The sequence below is a fragment of the Microbacterium sp. sgz311019 genome, assembly GCF_056135325.1.
Map to the genome: position 1 here is coordinate 103,862 of NZ_JBWAXO010000001.1, position 12,796 is coordinate 116,657.

Here is a 12,796-nt window from a genome sequence, read left to right on the forward strand (position 1 = left end):
CGTCTCCTATTGGGCTGCCTCGAACAGGCCGAGGACCTCGGTCTGCGGATCGGTCAGGGTGATCGTGACGACGGGGCGGCCGTGTCCCTCGGCGAGGACCTTGGCATCGCCCGCGGCCTGGGCCTGGATCAGCTGGCCGAATGTGAACGGACGACCCGGGATCTCGAGGTCGACGTCGGTCGCCTCGGTGATCTGCAGGTAGACGCCGTCGGCAGGGCCGCCCTTGTGGTACTGGCCGGTCGAATGCAGGAATCGCGGTCCCCATCCGAACGTCGTCGGACGGCCGGAGTCCGCGGCGACCAGTTCGCGCAGCCCGTCGAGCTGGGGCAGCTCGATGCGGTCGACGTACGCCTGGATCGACACGTAGCCGTGCTCGGGGATGCGGGCCCACAGAGCTTCGAGGACGCCCGCGACGGTGCCGGATGCGGCGAGGGCCGGGTCGGATACCCGAACTTCCACGCCCTCCGCCGTGAACGCCGGCGGCGTCGGCGCGGGGCGATCGTCCAGGAGGCCGCGAGCGGCATCCTTGGCGGACTCGACGTCGGGCTGGTCGAAGGGATTGATGCCCAGCATCCGTCCCGCGATCACCGTCGCGTACTCCCACACGATGAACTGCGCGGCGAGCGAGCCGCTGACGAGGATCTCGCCGTCGTGATGCTCGAACAGGTGGAACTTGTTCGCGTCATCCACGAACCGGACGATCTGGAGATCATCCGGCTTGTTCTCGACCTCGGGCGAGACCGGCAGCAGCACGACGGGCAGGATGCCCGTGCCCTCCTTGCCGGTGGATTCGGCGACGAGCTGCTCGATCCAGTCGGGCAGGCCCACGATGTGGGTGCCGTCGGTGATGAGCCCGAGCTTGTCGCGGCGGGCGTCGCCGCCCCCCGCGATGGCCGCCGCGAGCACCAGCGACGGGTTCGACGGACTGTCGATCGCCACCTCGAGCAGCGTCGCGTCGGCCTCGTCGAGGAGCTCGCCGAGATCGACCCCCGCGAGACCCGAGGGCACGAGGCCGAAGGCCGTGAGCGCCGAGTACCGGCCGCCCACGTTCGGATCGGCGTTGAACACACGGTATCCGTCGGCACGCGCGGACTGGTCCAGCGGCGAGCCCGGATCCGTGACGACGACGATCCGCTCGGCGGGGTCGATCCCGAGGTCGCGGAAGGCGGCCTCGAACGCGCGCTTGGCGGAGTCGGTCTCGATGGTGGACCCGGACTTGCTGGAGACGACGAGCACCGTCTTGTCGAGCCCGCCCGACTCGGCGTCCCCGTCAATGGCGTCGAGCACCTGTCCCGGAGCGGTCGCGTCGAGGATGATGAGCGGCACTCCGGCCGTCTGGGTGATCACCTCCGGGGCGAGCGAGGAGCCGCCCATGCCGGCGAGCACGACCCGCGTCACACCGCGGGCGTGGAGTTCGGCCCGCAGCGCCTCGATCTCCGCGACCAGGGGCCGCGACACGGTCACCGCATCCAGCCAGCCCAGGCGCGTGGAGGCCTCGGGCTCGGCCTCCGGACCCCACAGGGTGGGGTCACCGGCGGTGACTCCTGAGGCGACGAGGTCGGCGACGAGACCGGGAAGGGTCTCGTCGACGAGATTCTTGACGTGGCCCGAGACGTGGATCTCGAAGCTCACCGGTCGGCTCCCGCGAGAGCGCCCGTGACGGTCTTCTGAAGGTCGTGCCACGAGGCGATGAACTTCTCGACGCCCTCGTCCTCCAGCACCTGGGTGACGTCGGCGAAGTCGACGCCCACATCGGCGAGGCTGTCGATGACACCGTGCGCGTCTGCGTAGTTCGACGTGACCGTGTCGCCCTCGATGACGCCGTGGTCGAACGTCGCCTCGAGCGTCTTCTCCGGCATCGTGTTGACGGTGCCGGAGGCCACGAGCTCGGTCACGTACAGGGTGTCGGGAAGGGACGGATCCTTGACGCCTGTGGACGCCCACAGGGGACGCTGGACCGTCGCGCCGGCGGCGGTGAGAGCCTTCGCCCGGTCGGAGGCGAACTCCTTCTCGAAGAGCTCGTAGGCGAGCCGCGCGTTGGCGACACCCGCCTTCGAGGCAAGTCCGGCGGCCTCGTCGGTGCCGATCGCGGCGAGCCGCTTGTCGACTTCCGTGTCCACGCGCGACACGAAGAACGAGGCGACCGAGTGGATGCCGGAGATGTCGTGTCCGTTCTCCTTGGCCTGCTCGATGCCGGCCAGGAAGGCGTCGATGACGGCGGCGTAGCGCTCCAGGCTGAAGATCAGCGTCACGTTCACGGAGATGCCCTGCGCGAGGACCGCTGTGATGGCGGGGATGCCGGCCTTGGTGGCGGGGATCTTGATGTGGATGTTCGGCCGGTCGACGGCCTGCCACAGTTGTCGGGCCTGCGCGATCGTCGCGTCGGTGTCGTGCGCGAGATCGGGGGAGACCTCGATCGACACGCGGCCGTCGACGCCGTTCGTCTCGTCGTACACGGGGCGGAGGATGTCCGCCGCATCCCGCACATCGTCGGTGGTGATCCGGAAGATCGCGTCGTCCGCGTTCGCGCCGCTGCGGGCGAGCTCGGCGACCTGATCGTCGTAGCCGTGACCGGCCAGGGCGCCGGCGAAGATCGTCGGGTTGGTGGTGACGCCGCTCACGTTGCGGGTGCGGATCAGTTCGGCGAGATTGCCGGAGGTGATCCGACTCCGCGACAGGTCGTCGAGCCAGATGCTCACGCCGGCGGCGGTGAGCTGTTCGGTGGGGGTGCTCATGGTGCTCCTCGGTTGCTCGGGTTCGTGGATGCTCAGCTGTTCGACCCGTTGACGGCGGCGATCGTGGCGCGGGCGGCGTCCACGACGGCGTCGGTGGTGATGCCGAACTTCTCGAACAGGGTCTTGTAGTCGGCGGAGGCGCCGAAGTGCTCGATCGATACCGAGCGGCCGCGGTCGCCGACGATGCCGCGCCACGACAGCGCGAGACCGGCTTCGACGGAGACGCGGGCGGCGACGGATGCCGGCAGCACGTGCTCCCGGTAGGCCTCGTCCTGCTCCGCGAACCACTCCAGCGACGGCGCGGAGACGACCCGCGCGCCCACGCCGTCGGCCTTCAGCGCTTCGCGCGCGGCGACCGCGAGCTGGACCTCGGAGCCCGTCGCGATGATGATGACGTCGACGGTCCCCGTCGGCGACTCGGCGAGGATATACGCCCCCTTGGCGGTGTGCGCCGCCGACGCGAACGTGTCACCCTCAGCGTCGCCGTCGCCGCGCTCGTAGACCGGGATGTTCTGACGCGTCAGGGCGAGGCCGGCGGGGCCTCCCTGGCGGCGCAGCAGCTCCAGCCACGCGTGCGCGGTCTCGTTGGCATCGGCGGGCCGGACCACGGCGAAGTTCGGGATCGCGCGCAGCGACGCGAGCTGCTCGATCGGCTGGTGCGTCGGGCCGTCCTCGCCGAGAGCGACGGAGTCGTGCGTCCAGACGAAGATCGACCTGATGTCCATCAGCGCCGACAGGCGGACGGAGGGTCGCTGGTAGTCGCTGAAGATGAGGAACGTGCCGCCGAATGCGCGCGTCGGGCCGTGCAGGACGATGCCGTTGACGATCGCGGCCATCGCGTGCTCGCGGATGCCGAAGTGCAGCACACGCCCGTAGGGGTCCCCGGACCACTCGTGCGTGGACCACTCCTGCGGGATGAACGACTTCGCGTCCTTGATCGTGGTGAGGTTCGACTCTGCGAGGTCCGCCGAGCCGCCCCACAGCTCGGGCAGCTGCGCGGCGAGCGCATTGATGACGGCCCCCGATGCGGCGCGCGTCGAGACGTCCTTGCCGGCGGGGAAGACCGGGAGGGCGTCGCCGATGCCGTCCGGCAGCTCGCCGGCCAGCAGACGGTCCAGCAGCGCCTTTCGCTCCGGGTTCGCCTCGGCCCACGCATCGAACGAGGTCTGCCACTCCGCATGGGCGGCCGCCCCGCGCTCGCCCAGCTTGCGGGTGTGCGCGATGACATCCTCCGGGACGACGAAGGACTTCTCCGGATCGAAGCCGAGCACCTTCTTCGTCGCCGCCAGCTCGTCGCCGCCCAGTGCGGAGCCGTGGATCTTGCCGGTGTTCTGCTTGCCGGGCGCCGGCCAGCCGATGATCGTCTTCAGGATGATCAGCGACGGCTTGTCGGTCACGCCCTTGGCAGCCTCAACGGCATCGAACAGCTCCGGCACGTCCTCGACGTACTGGCCGGTGCTCTTCCAGTCCACGGTCTGCACGTGCCAGCCGTAGGACTCGTAGCGCTTGGCGACGTCCTCGGTGAACGCCACATCGGTGTCGTCCTCGATGGAGATCTGGTTGGAGTCGTAGATCGCGATGAGGTTGCCGAGCTCCTGGTGGCCGGCGAGGGACGAGGCCTCGCTCGTCACGCCCTCCTGCAGGTCGCCGTCACTCGCGATGACGTAGATGAAGTGGTCGAACGGGCTGGTGCCCGCCGCGGCATCCGGGTCGAACAGCCCACGCTCGTAACGGGCCGCATACGCGAAGCCGACCGCTGAGGACAGCCCCTGGCCGAGCGGCCCGGTCGTGATCTCCACGCCCTTCGTGTGCCGGTACTCGGGGTGACCGGGTGTCAGCGACCCCCACGTGCGCAGCGCCTCGAGGTCGGACAGCTCGAGCCCGAACCCGCCCAAGTAGAGCTGGATGTACTGCGTCAGCGATGAATGACCCGCGGAGAGGATGAACCTGTCGCGGCCGAGCCAGTGCGTGTCTGCGGGGTCGTGGCGCAGCACCCGCTGGTACAGCAGATACGCGGCCGGCGCGAGGCTCATCGCGGTGCCGGGATGGCCGTTGCCGACCTTCTCCACCGCGTCCGCCGCCAACACGCGCACCGTGTCCACGGCGCGTCCATCGATCTCTTCCCACTGCAGTTCCGACACGGGACCGCCTTTCCTGGAGGGGCGCCCGGTCGAACCCTCAACGCACGCCGCTTCGGTACGGAAAGGGGGGTGGACGTCGACGCTTGGGCGCGCGTGTTGTCTCAGCATAGCGAAGGGGCATTCCGTCCCGTCGGGCCTTGACATTGTGTGACGACAGCCTCCCAGCGGCCGATCGCCAGGCCATGACGGCCGCGAGTCCGGCGAGTGTCGGGATGATCACGGCCGCGCTCACCGCGAGGTGATGCGCGCCGGACCCCGGCGCCCGATGCCATAGACTCGAGGAGGTTTTCGAAGGCACTCAGGGGGCTCGCGCAGCATGACGACCACGCACGGAGCGACATCGACGGCGCCTGCCACGCGCCACTCGCTCGGTCGCACCATCCGCGCATACGTCGCCCTCACCAAGCCCCGCGTCCTCGAGCTGCTGCTGGTGACGACGGTGCCCGTGATGATCCTCGCCCAGGGCGGCTTCCCGAGCCTGTGGCTCGTGCTCGCCACGGTCATCGGCGGTTCGATGAGCGCCGGCTCGGCCGCCGCCTTCAACATGTATCTCGACCGCGACATCGACGCGCACATGCAGCGCACCGAGAACCGCCCGCTGGTGACGGGCGAGGTCTCGCCCCGGGGCGCGCTGATCTTCGCGTGGACGCTCGCCGCGCTCTCGACCGTGTGGCTGTGGCTCACGACGAACTGGCTCGCCGCCGTCCTCTCCGCTGTCGCGATCTTCTTCTATGTCGTCATCTACACGATGATCCTCAAGCGCCGCACCGAGCAGAACATCGTGTGGGGCGGCATCGCCGGCTGCTTCCCGGTGCTCATCGGCTGGACGGCCGTCACCGGCTCGCTGGCGTGGCCGCCCGTCATCCTGTTCCTTCTCGTGTTCCTCTGGACTCCGCCTCACTACTGGCCGCTGTCGATGAAGTACGGCAAGCAGTACGACGATGTGGACGTGCCCATGCTGGGAGCCACCCGCAGCGGATCGCAGGTCGGACTGCAGGTGATCCTGTACGCCTGGGCCACCGTCGCATGCTCGCTGCTGCTGATCCCCGTCTCGCAGATGGGCCTCGTGTACACGGCATCCGCCTTCGTCTTCGGCGGATGGTTCGTCTATGAGTCGCACCGTCTCTACAACCGCGCCGTGCGCGGCACGGAGCCGCGTCCGATGCGGGTGTTCCACGCATCCATCACCTACCTGACGTTGCTGTTCGTCGCGATCGCGATCGACCCGCTGCTGCCCTTCTGAGTCGCCTCGGGCCGCTCGCGCCGAGATCGTCCTCCGTCAGCGAGGAGCCTTGACGGACGCGGCGCGTCTTGGGCAGAGTGTCACCGAACCGCACCGTGATCGGGCGCGTCCGCACTCAGAGCCCGACGATCTCGCCACGCTGTCGATTCACGGCGGTCCCCGTTCGTCGGTGAAGTGAGGGGCACGATGCCTCTCGACGATTGCGATCGACGGAAGAGGGAAGACATGGCGCAATATCTGATCCTGATCTACGGCGACGAGGCGCGGTGGGATGCCGCGACCCCGGAGGAATGGCGGCAGATCGACGAGGGCCACCGCGCGTTCCGTGCGCGCGCCGGCTCGGCGATCGTCGGCTCCGGGCAGCTCGAGTCGAGCAGCATGGCCACGACGCTCCGGCCGCACGGCGAGCGGCCGCTCGTCACCGACGGGCCGTTCCTCGAGACGAAAGAGGTGCTCGGCGGGTTCTACGTGGTCGACGTCGCCGACCTCGACGGGGCACTGGAGCTTGCGGGCGTGCTGGGCGAGCTGCAGCACGACCACAGTGCGGTGCAGGTGCAGCCGCTCGTCTCGCACGGCTGACGACCGTGGTCCCCACAACGCCTCCCCACGTCGGCGCGTCGTCCGACGCATCACGGCAGCGGGGGCCCGCCGCACCCCGGCCGGCCTCGACCGGCGACGTCGCGGTCGGCGACGTGCCGGCCGCGCTGTCCGCGGCTCATCGCGACGAGTGGTCGGCGGTGGTCGCAGCCACGGCGGCGCTCACGGGCGATCTCGACCTCGCCGAGGAGAGCGCGCAGGAGGCGTTCGCCCGCGCGGTCGAGGTGTGGCCGACGCGCGGCATCCCGGACCGGCCGGGTGCGTGGTTGACGAAGGTCGCCGCCAATCACGCGCGGGACGTGCGCAGACGTCAGGCGGCCCTCGCACGGCGGCTGCCGCTGCTGGTGCGCGACGACGTCGCGGGCGGCGATGACGCGTGGCCCGCGGACGACCGACTGCGCCTGATCTTCACGTGCTGCCACCCGGCGCTCGCCCGGGAGGCGCAGGTCGCGCTCACCCTCCGGCTGGTCTGCGGCATCCCGACCGGCGACATCGCGGCCGCGTTCCTCGTGTCGGAGCCCACCATGGCGGCGCGGTTGACGCGGGCCAAGCGCAAGATCGCGGTATCGCGCATCCCGTTCCGCGTGCCGGATGCCCGGGAGCTGCCCGCCCGTGTGACCGCCGTGTGCGACGTCCTCCACCTGGCGTTCACGGTCGGTCACGCGCCGCCCTCGGGCGACGACCTCGTGCACGCCGGGCTCGTGGATGCGACGGTCGCCCTGACGCGGATGCTGCACGATGTGCTGCCGCGAGACCGCAGCGTGGCGGGGCTCCTCGCTCTCATGCTGCTCACCGACGCCCGCCGCGAGACCCGGGACCAGCTGCTGCCCGACCAGGACCGATCGCGGTGGGATCGCACGCGGATCGAGGACGGGCTGGCCCTTCTGGAGACGGCGGCATCGGGTCCGGTCGACCGCTTCGCCATCTCGGCGGCGATCGCCGCCGTGCACGCGCAGGCCCCGACCTGGGCCGAGACGAACTGGGACCGGATCGTCGAGCTGTACGGCATCCTGGCCGCAGCGTGGCCGAGTCCCGTCGTCGAGCTCAACAGGGCCGTGGCCCTGGGCATGCGCGACGGGCCCGCCATCGGTCTCGCCGCCGTCGATGCCGTGGCAGACGACCCGGTCCTCGCCCACTACGAGTACCTTCCGGCGGCCCGCGCGGCGTTCCTCGCGGATCTCGGGCGCTGGTCCGAGGCCGCGGACGCCTACGCGGAGGCCGCAGCGCTGACCGGCAGCGCCGCCGAGAGGGCTCGCCTGCACGCGCAGACGACGAGGGCGCGGTCGCGGGCCTGAAGCCCGGGACCGCGCCCTCGGAAGGATCAGCGCTGAGCGCCCGGTTCCGCGGACGGCGTCTCGTCCACGGTGGCCGAGGCGCCGGCAGGAGCGGCCTCGGCGTCGGCGGGCGGCGCGACCGGGATCGCGGTGGCGTCGGCGACAGGAGCGGCTGCCGGCGCCGCGGATGTGACGTCGAGCAGCGTCGCCGCATCCTCGGCCGGGACAGCGGCCGCCGTCTCGGCGGCGGGGACGAAGCGCACCAGCACTCCGAGGAGGAGGGCGATGATGAGGCCGATGAGGCCCGCCCCGACCAAGGCGGCGCCCAGGACGACCCACGACTGGCCGGTGTAGACCGTGATCGCGGCGGTGGCCGATTGCGACTTGATGTCTGAGGCCATTCCCGAGATGTTGCTCACGACCATGAGCACGCCGACCGCGGCACTCACGAGCGATCCGACGAACAGGATCCAGAACGGGATGCTGCGAGCGAGGTGGGGGCGGGTGAGCATGCGTGACTCCTGGGGAAAGGGGGTGAGTGAGGGGGTTGAGGAAGGCTGCGGCGACGGCCGCGCGTGACCTAGTCTGCCTCACGGCGTCCGACGCGCTCCATGGAACGCCGATGAACTTCCGATGAGCGTCAGGCCGTGACCGAGGTCGAAGAGGCGGGCACGGACGAGTCCGCGACGATCGCGGGTCGCTTGAGGTGCAGCACGACGGCGGTCATCGTCGCCGCCGTGAGCGCCGCCACGATCATGTGGATGCCGACGAGCAGCGGCGGCAGCTCGGTCCGCGCCTGCAGCACACCGACGCCGATCTGGACGATCTCGAGGGCGACGAGCACCATGAGCCAGCGCCGGATCGGCAGCTGCAGGGTCATCGCCGCGATGAGGAGCAGGAGGCTGAGCGCGAAGAGCGTGTACCCGGGCCACGAGTGCACGTGTGCCAGCAGCGTCGCGTCGAATCCGTGGCGGATCACGTTCGGGTCGCCCGAGTGCGGGCCGTTCGCCGTCGTGAGCACGCCGAACAGGAGCGTGAGCGCCAGCACGAACGACGTGATGTGCGTGAGGATCGCGAACCACCGCGGAACCGCTCGCTCCCGCGGGCCCGCAGGCGCGTTCATGCGGACGAGGAACGCGGCCGTCACGCACACCAGGACGACCGAGGCCACGTAGTGGAACGACACGATGCCTGCGTTGAGCGCGGTGCGCACCGTGACGCCGCCGACGATGGCCTGCAGCAGGACGCCGAGAACGACCACGAGCGCCAGCCACCAGAGATCGCGGCGGGTGCGGCGCATCCGCCACACGAGGATCAGCACGATCAGCGCGACGATTCCGACGACGCCGCTCATCATGCGGTTGCCGAACTCGATGAACGAGTGGATGCCCATCGCCGGGGTCGGGGCGAGGGAATCGGGCGTGCACAGCGGCCAGCCGCAGCCGAGGCCCGAGTCGGTGAGACGCACCGCGCCGCCCGTTCCGACGATGATCGTCTCGGCCAGGAAGGACAGCCACGCGAAGACGCGGACCCGACGGTCGACCGTGTCGGGGAGCCAGGCGACGATCCGTCGCCACACTCCCTGTCGCGCGCCGCTCGCGGGGGTTGCGGACATCGTCTCGCCTCCTGGGAGGCCCCGCGCCGGCGGTCATGTGCCGACCGAGGGCAAGGCGGAGCCTATAGAATCGTGGGGTGGAGATGCGGCGCGCCAGCGCACGCACCACTGACAGTGTAGGCGCGCAGTCCGTGCGGCTACTGATCTGGCCCGCAGAGCGGCTTTTCCCCTCCGTGACTCCGCGCAGGGCGATGGAAAGCCGGGACGGATGACACCGTTGCAGGCTGAAGGAGAGTGACGTCATGTCCGATGTGCTGATCGATCGGCCCGAACTCGACGGGCTGGGGGTGTACGAGTTCGGCTGGCACGATGCCGACTCCGCCGGGGCGAGCGCGAAGCGCGGCCTCAACGAGGCGGTGGTGCGCGACATCTCCGCCTTGAAGAGCGAACCCGAGTGGATGCTCAAGAACCGGCTCAAGGGCCTGCAGCTGTTCGGCCGCAAGCCCATGCCGACGTGGGGCGCCGACCTCAGTGAGATCGACTTCGACAACATCAAGTACTTCGTCCGCTCGACCGAGAAGCAGGCGCAGTCGTGGGAGGACCTCCCCGAGGACATCCGCAACACCTACGAACGCCTCGGCATCCCGGAGGCCGAGCGTCAGCGACTCGTCGCCGGCGTCGCCGCGCAGTACGAGTCCGAGGTCGTCTACCACCAGATCCGCGAGGACCTCGAGGCGCAGGGTGTCATCTTCATGGACACCGACACGGCTCTGCGCGAGCACCCCGAGTTCTTCGAGGAGTACTTCGGCACCGTGATCCCCGCGGGCGACAACAAGTTCGCGGCGCTGAACACCGCGGTGTGGTCCGGCGGCTCTTTCGTGTACGTCCCGAAGGGCGTCCACGTGGAGATCCCGCTCCAGGCGTATTTCCGCATCAACACGGAGAACATGGGCCAGTTCGAGCGGACGCTGATCATCGCCGACGAGGACTCCTACATCCACTACATCGAGGGCTGCACGGCTCCGATCTACAAGAGCGACTCACTGCACTCCGCCGTCGTCGAGATCATCGTCAAGAAGAACGCCCGCGTGCGCTACACGACGATCCAGAACTGGTCGAACAACGTCTACAACCTCGTCACCAAGCGCGCGATCGCGCACGAGGGCGCGACGATGGAGTGGATCGACGGCAACATCGGGTCCAAGGTCACGATGAAATACCCGTCCATCTACCTCATGGGCGAGCACGCCAAGGGGGAGACCCTGTCGGTCGCCTTCGCCGGACCCGGTCAGCACCAGGACGCCGGCGCGAAGATGATCCACATGGCGCCGTACACCCAGTCGTCGATCGTCTCCAAGTCGATCGCGCGCGGGGGCGGCCGGGCGGGCTACCGCGGCGAGGTCCGCGTCGATCCGAACGCCCACCACGCCGCGAACACGGTGCGGTGCGACGCGCTGCTGGTCGACACGATCTCGCGCTCGGACACCTATCCCGCGATCGACATCCGCGTCGACGACGTGCAGCTCGGCCACGAGGCGACCGTCTCGAAGGTCAGCGAGGAGCAGCTGTTCTACCTGCAGTCCCGCGGCCTGCCCGAGGACGAGGCGATGGCCATGATCGTCCGCGGCTTCATCGAGCCGATCGCCCGCGAACTGCCCATGGAGTACGCCCTCGAGCTGAACAAGCTCATCGAGATGGGCATGGAAGGATCGGTCGGCTGAGCATGACGACGACCTATACCGAGACCGAGCCTGCCTTCATTCCGGTCCAGACCCGCTCGGAGCGGCCGCATTCGTTCGATCCTTCCGACTTCGAGCGCCCCACGGGTCGCGAGGTCAATTGGCGTCACACGCCGCTCGACGCGCTTGCGCCCCTGTTCGACGTGGATGCCGCGACTGGCGACCTCGACGTGACGGTGACGGATGCCGCGGCATCCCGTCTGCGCGTCGGCGAGGCTCCGCGGGGAGAGGTGTTCCGTCCGGAGGACCTCCCGTCCGCGATCGCCTGGGTCCGCGCCGAGCAGGCCGACCACGTCGTCCTCGAGGGCGAGCGGGATGAGCCCGTCTTCATCGAGGTCACCGGCCGCGGGGGAGTGGCCCACGCCCACCTCGTGATCGAGGCGCGGCCGAACTCCCACGCAACGGTCGTCCTGCGCCACCGCGGCAGCACGACGCTCGCGCAGAACGTCGAGATCGTCGTCGGCGACGGCGCGCACCTCGAGCTCGTCACGGTCCAGGAGTGGATCGGCGGCAGCGTGCACGCCGCATCGCACCAGGCCCGTGTGGACAAGGATGCGACGCTCCGCCACGTCGTCGTCAGCTTCGGAGGCGCCGTCGTGCGGGTGAACCCCAGCATCGAGCTGGCCGGCACCGGCGCACGCGCCGAGATGTACGGCCTCAGCTACTCCGACGCCGGCCAGCACCTCGAAAGCCAGGTGTACCTCCACCACAAGGGCGCCGAGACCACCGGAGACGTCCTGTACAAGGGCGCTCTGCAGGGCTCGGGCGCACGCAGCGTGTGGATCGGCGACGTGCTCATCGGCCCGGAGGCGATCGGCACCGACTCCTACGAGGCCAACCGCAACCTCGTCCTCACCGACGGCGCGCGCGCCGAGTCGATCCCGAACCTCGAGATCGAGACCGGCGACATCCGGGGCGCGGGCCACGCCAGCGCCACCGGCCGGTTCGACGACGAACAGCTGTTCTACCTGCAGGCGCGCGGCATCCCCGAGCCCGAGGCCCGGCGTCTGGTGGTCCTCGGCTTCCTCAGCGAGATCGTCCAGCGCATCGGCGTCCCGGCGCTCGAGGATGAGCTCACCGAGCTCATCGAGCGCGAGCTCGCCCAGGGCATCTCCGCATCCGCACCCGTCATGAAGGGGGAGTCCGCATGAGCGCGACCCGTGTGTGCTCGCTGAGCGAGCTCGAGCAGGACGCTGCCCGGCGTGTCGTCGTCGACGGCGCCGCGATCGCGGTCGTGCTCGACTCTGCGGGCGAGGTGCACGCCATCGGCGACACCTGCACGCACGGTGACATCTCGCTCGCCGAGGGCTTCGTCGAGGGCGACACCATCGAATGCTGGGCGCACGGCTCGGCCTTCTCGCTGCGCACCGGCCGCCCCCTCAACCTCCCCGCGTACGAGCCCGTCCCGGTCTACGCCGTCCAGATCGACGGCGACGACGTGCTCATCGACCCCAGCGTGACCAAGCCGGCCTCCTGAGCCGACGCGTCCGCACCAGAACCCACGAAGGAAAA

General features: G+C 69.7%; 11 protein-coding genes. 6 read left to right on the forward strand and 5 right to left on the reverse strand.

The genetic code is table 11. The features are described 5' to 3' along the window. Nucleotides 1–6 precede the first annotated feature (6 nt). From AC0NZN_RS00485 to tkt, 3 genes are read right to left on the reverse strand one after another with little or no spacing between them, the layout of a single operon-like run. Entirely contained in the window at nucleotides 7–1,632 is a 1,626-nt protein-coding gene (locus AC0NZN_RS00485; RefSeq protein ID WP_474590306.1) for a glucose-6-phosphate isomerase, read from the reverse strand. Then, entirely contained in the window at nucleotides 1,629–2,735 is a 1,107-nt protein-coding gene (tal, locus tag AC0NZN_RS00490) for a transaldolase (protein WP_474590307.1), read from the reverse strand. The genes AC0NZN_RS00485 and tal overlap by 4 nt, the downstream gene beginning before the upstream one ends. Before the next feature lie 32 nt (nucleotides 2,736–2,767). After that, nucleotides 2,768–4,876, reverse strand: coding sequence for a transketolase (tkt, locus tag AC0NZN_RS00495; RefSeq protein ID WP_474590308.1), 2,109 nt, complete (start codon nucleotides 4,874–4,876; stop codon nucleotides 2,768–2,770). A gap of 316 nt (nucleotides 4,877–5,192) precedes the next feature. Here tkt and AC0NZN_RS00500 point away from each other — a divergent pair, with 316 nt between their 5' ends. The 3 genes from AC0NZN_RS00500 to AC0NZN_RS00510 all read left to right on the forward strand — a co-directional run bounded on the left by AC0NZN_RS00500 (nucleotide 5,193) and on the right by AC0NZN_RS00510 (nucleotide 8,011). Further along, a complete protein-coding gene (locus AC0NZN_RS00500; protein WP_474590309.1) occupies nucleotides 5,193–6,119 on the forward strand; it encodes a heme o synthase in 927 nt (308 codons plus the stop codon). Between the two features lie 225 nt (nucleotides 6,120–6,344). After that, entirely contained in the window at nucleotides 6,345–6,698 is a 354-nt protein-coding gene (locus AC0NZN_RS00505) for a YciI family protein (protein WP_474590310.1), read from the forward strand. 5 nt (nucleotides 6,699–6,703) lie between these two features. Further along, nucleotides 6,704–8,011: an RNA polymerase sigma factor gene (locus AC0NZN_RS00510; RefSeq protein ID WP_474590311.1), complete on the forward strand. Its 1,308-nt coding sequence runs from the start codon at nucleotides 6,704–6,706 to the stop codon at nucleotides 8,009–8,011. 26 nt (nucleotides 8,012–8,037) lie between these two features. On the opposite strand, the gene AC0NZN_RS00515 is transcribed toward AC0NZN_RS00510, so the two are convergent. Further along, nucleotides 8,038–8,502 (reverse strand): dinucleotide-utilizing enzyme, encoded by a 465-nt coding sequence (locus AC0NZN_RS00515; protein ID WP_474590312.1) that lies wholly within the window; start codon nucleotides 8,500–8,502, stop codon nucleotides 8,038–8,040. A gap of 128 nt (nucleotides 8,503–8,630) precedes the next feature. After that, the gene (locus AC0NZN_RS00520) at nucleotides 8,631–9,605 is read right to left on the reverse strand and encodes a COX15/CtaA family protein (RefSeq protein WP_474590313.1); all 975 of its coding nucleotides are present in this window, start codon (nucleotides 9,603–9,605) and stop codon (nucleotides 8,631–8,633) included. Nucleotides 9,606–9,847: 242 nt separating this feature from the next. Between AC0NZN_RS00520 and sufB the strand changes: the two genes are divergently transcribed. From sufB to AC0NZN_RS00535, 3 genes are read left to right on the forward strand one after another with little or no spacing between them, the layout of a single operon-like run. Then, nucleotides 9,848–11,266 (forward strand): Fe-S cluster assembly protein SufB, encoded by a 1,419-nt coding sequence (gene sufB / locus AC0NZN_RS00525; protein WP_474590314.1) that lies wholly within the window; start codon nucleotides 9,848–9,850, stop codon nucleotides 11,264–11,266. A 2-nt stretch (nucleotides 11,267–11,268) separates the two neighbouring features. After that, the gene (gene sufD / locus AC0NZN_RS00530) at nucleotides 11,269–12,435 is read left to right on the forward strand and encodes a Fe-S cluster assembly protein SufD (protein ID WP_474590315.1); all 1,167 of its coding nucleotides are present in this window, start codon (nucleotides 11,269–11,271) and stop codon (nucleotides 12,433–12,435) included. Continuing rightward, the gene (locus AC0NZN_RS00535) at nucleotides 12,432–12,761 is read left to right on the forward strand and encodes a non-heme iron oxygenase ferredoxin subunit (protein ID WP_474590316.1); all 330 of its coding nucleotides are present in this window, start codon (nucleotides 12,432–12,434) and stop codon (nucleotides 12,759–12,761) included. Before sufD ends, AC0NZN_RS00535 begins: the two co-directional genes overlap by 4 nt. The last annotated feature ends 35 nt before the right edge of the window (nucleotides 12,762–12,796 follow it).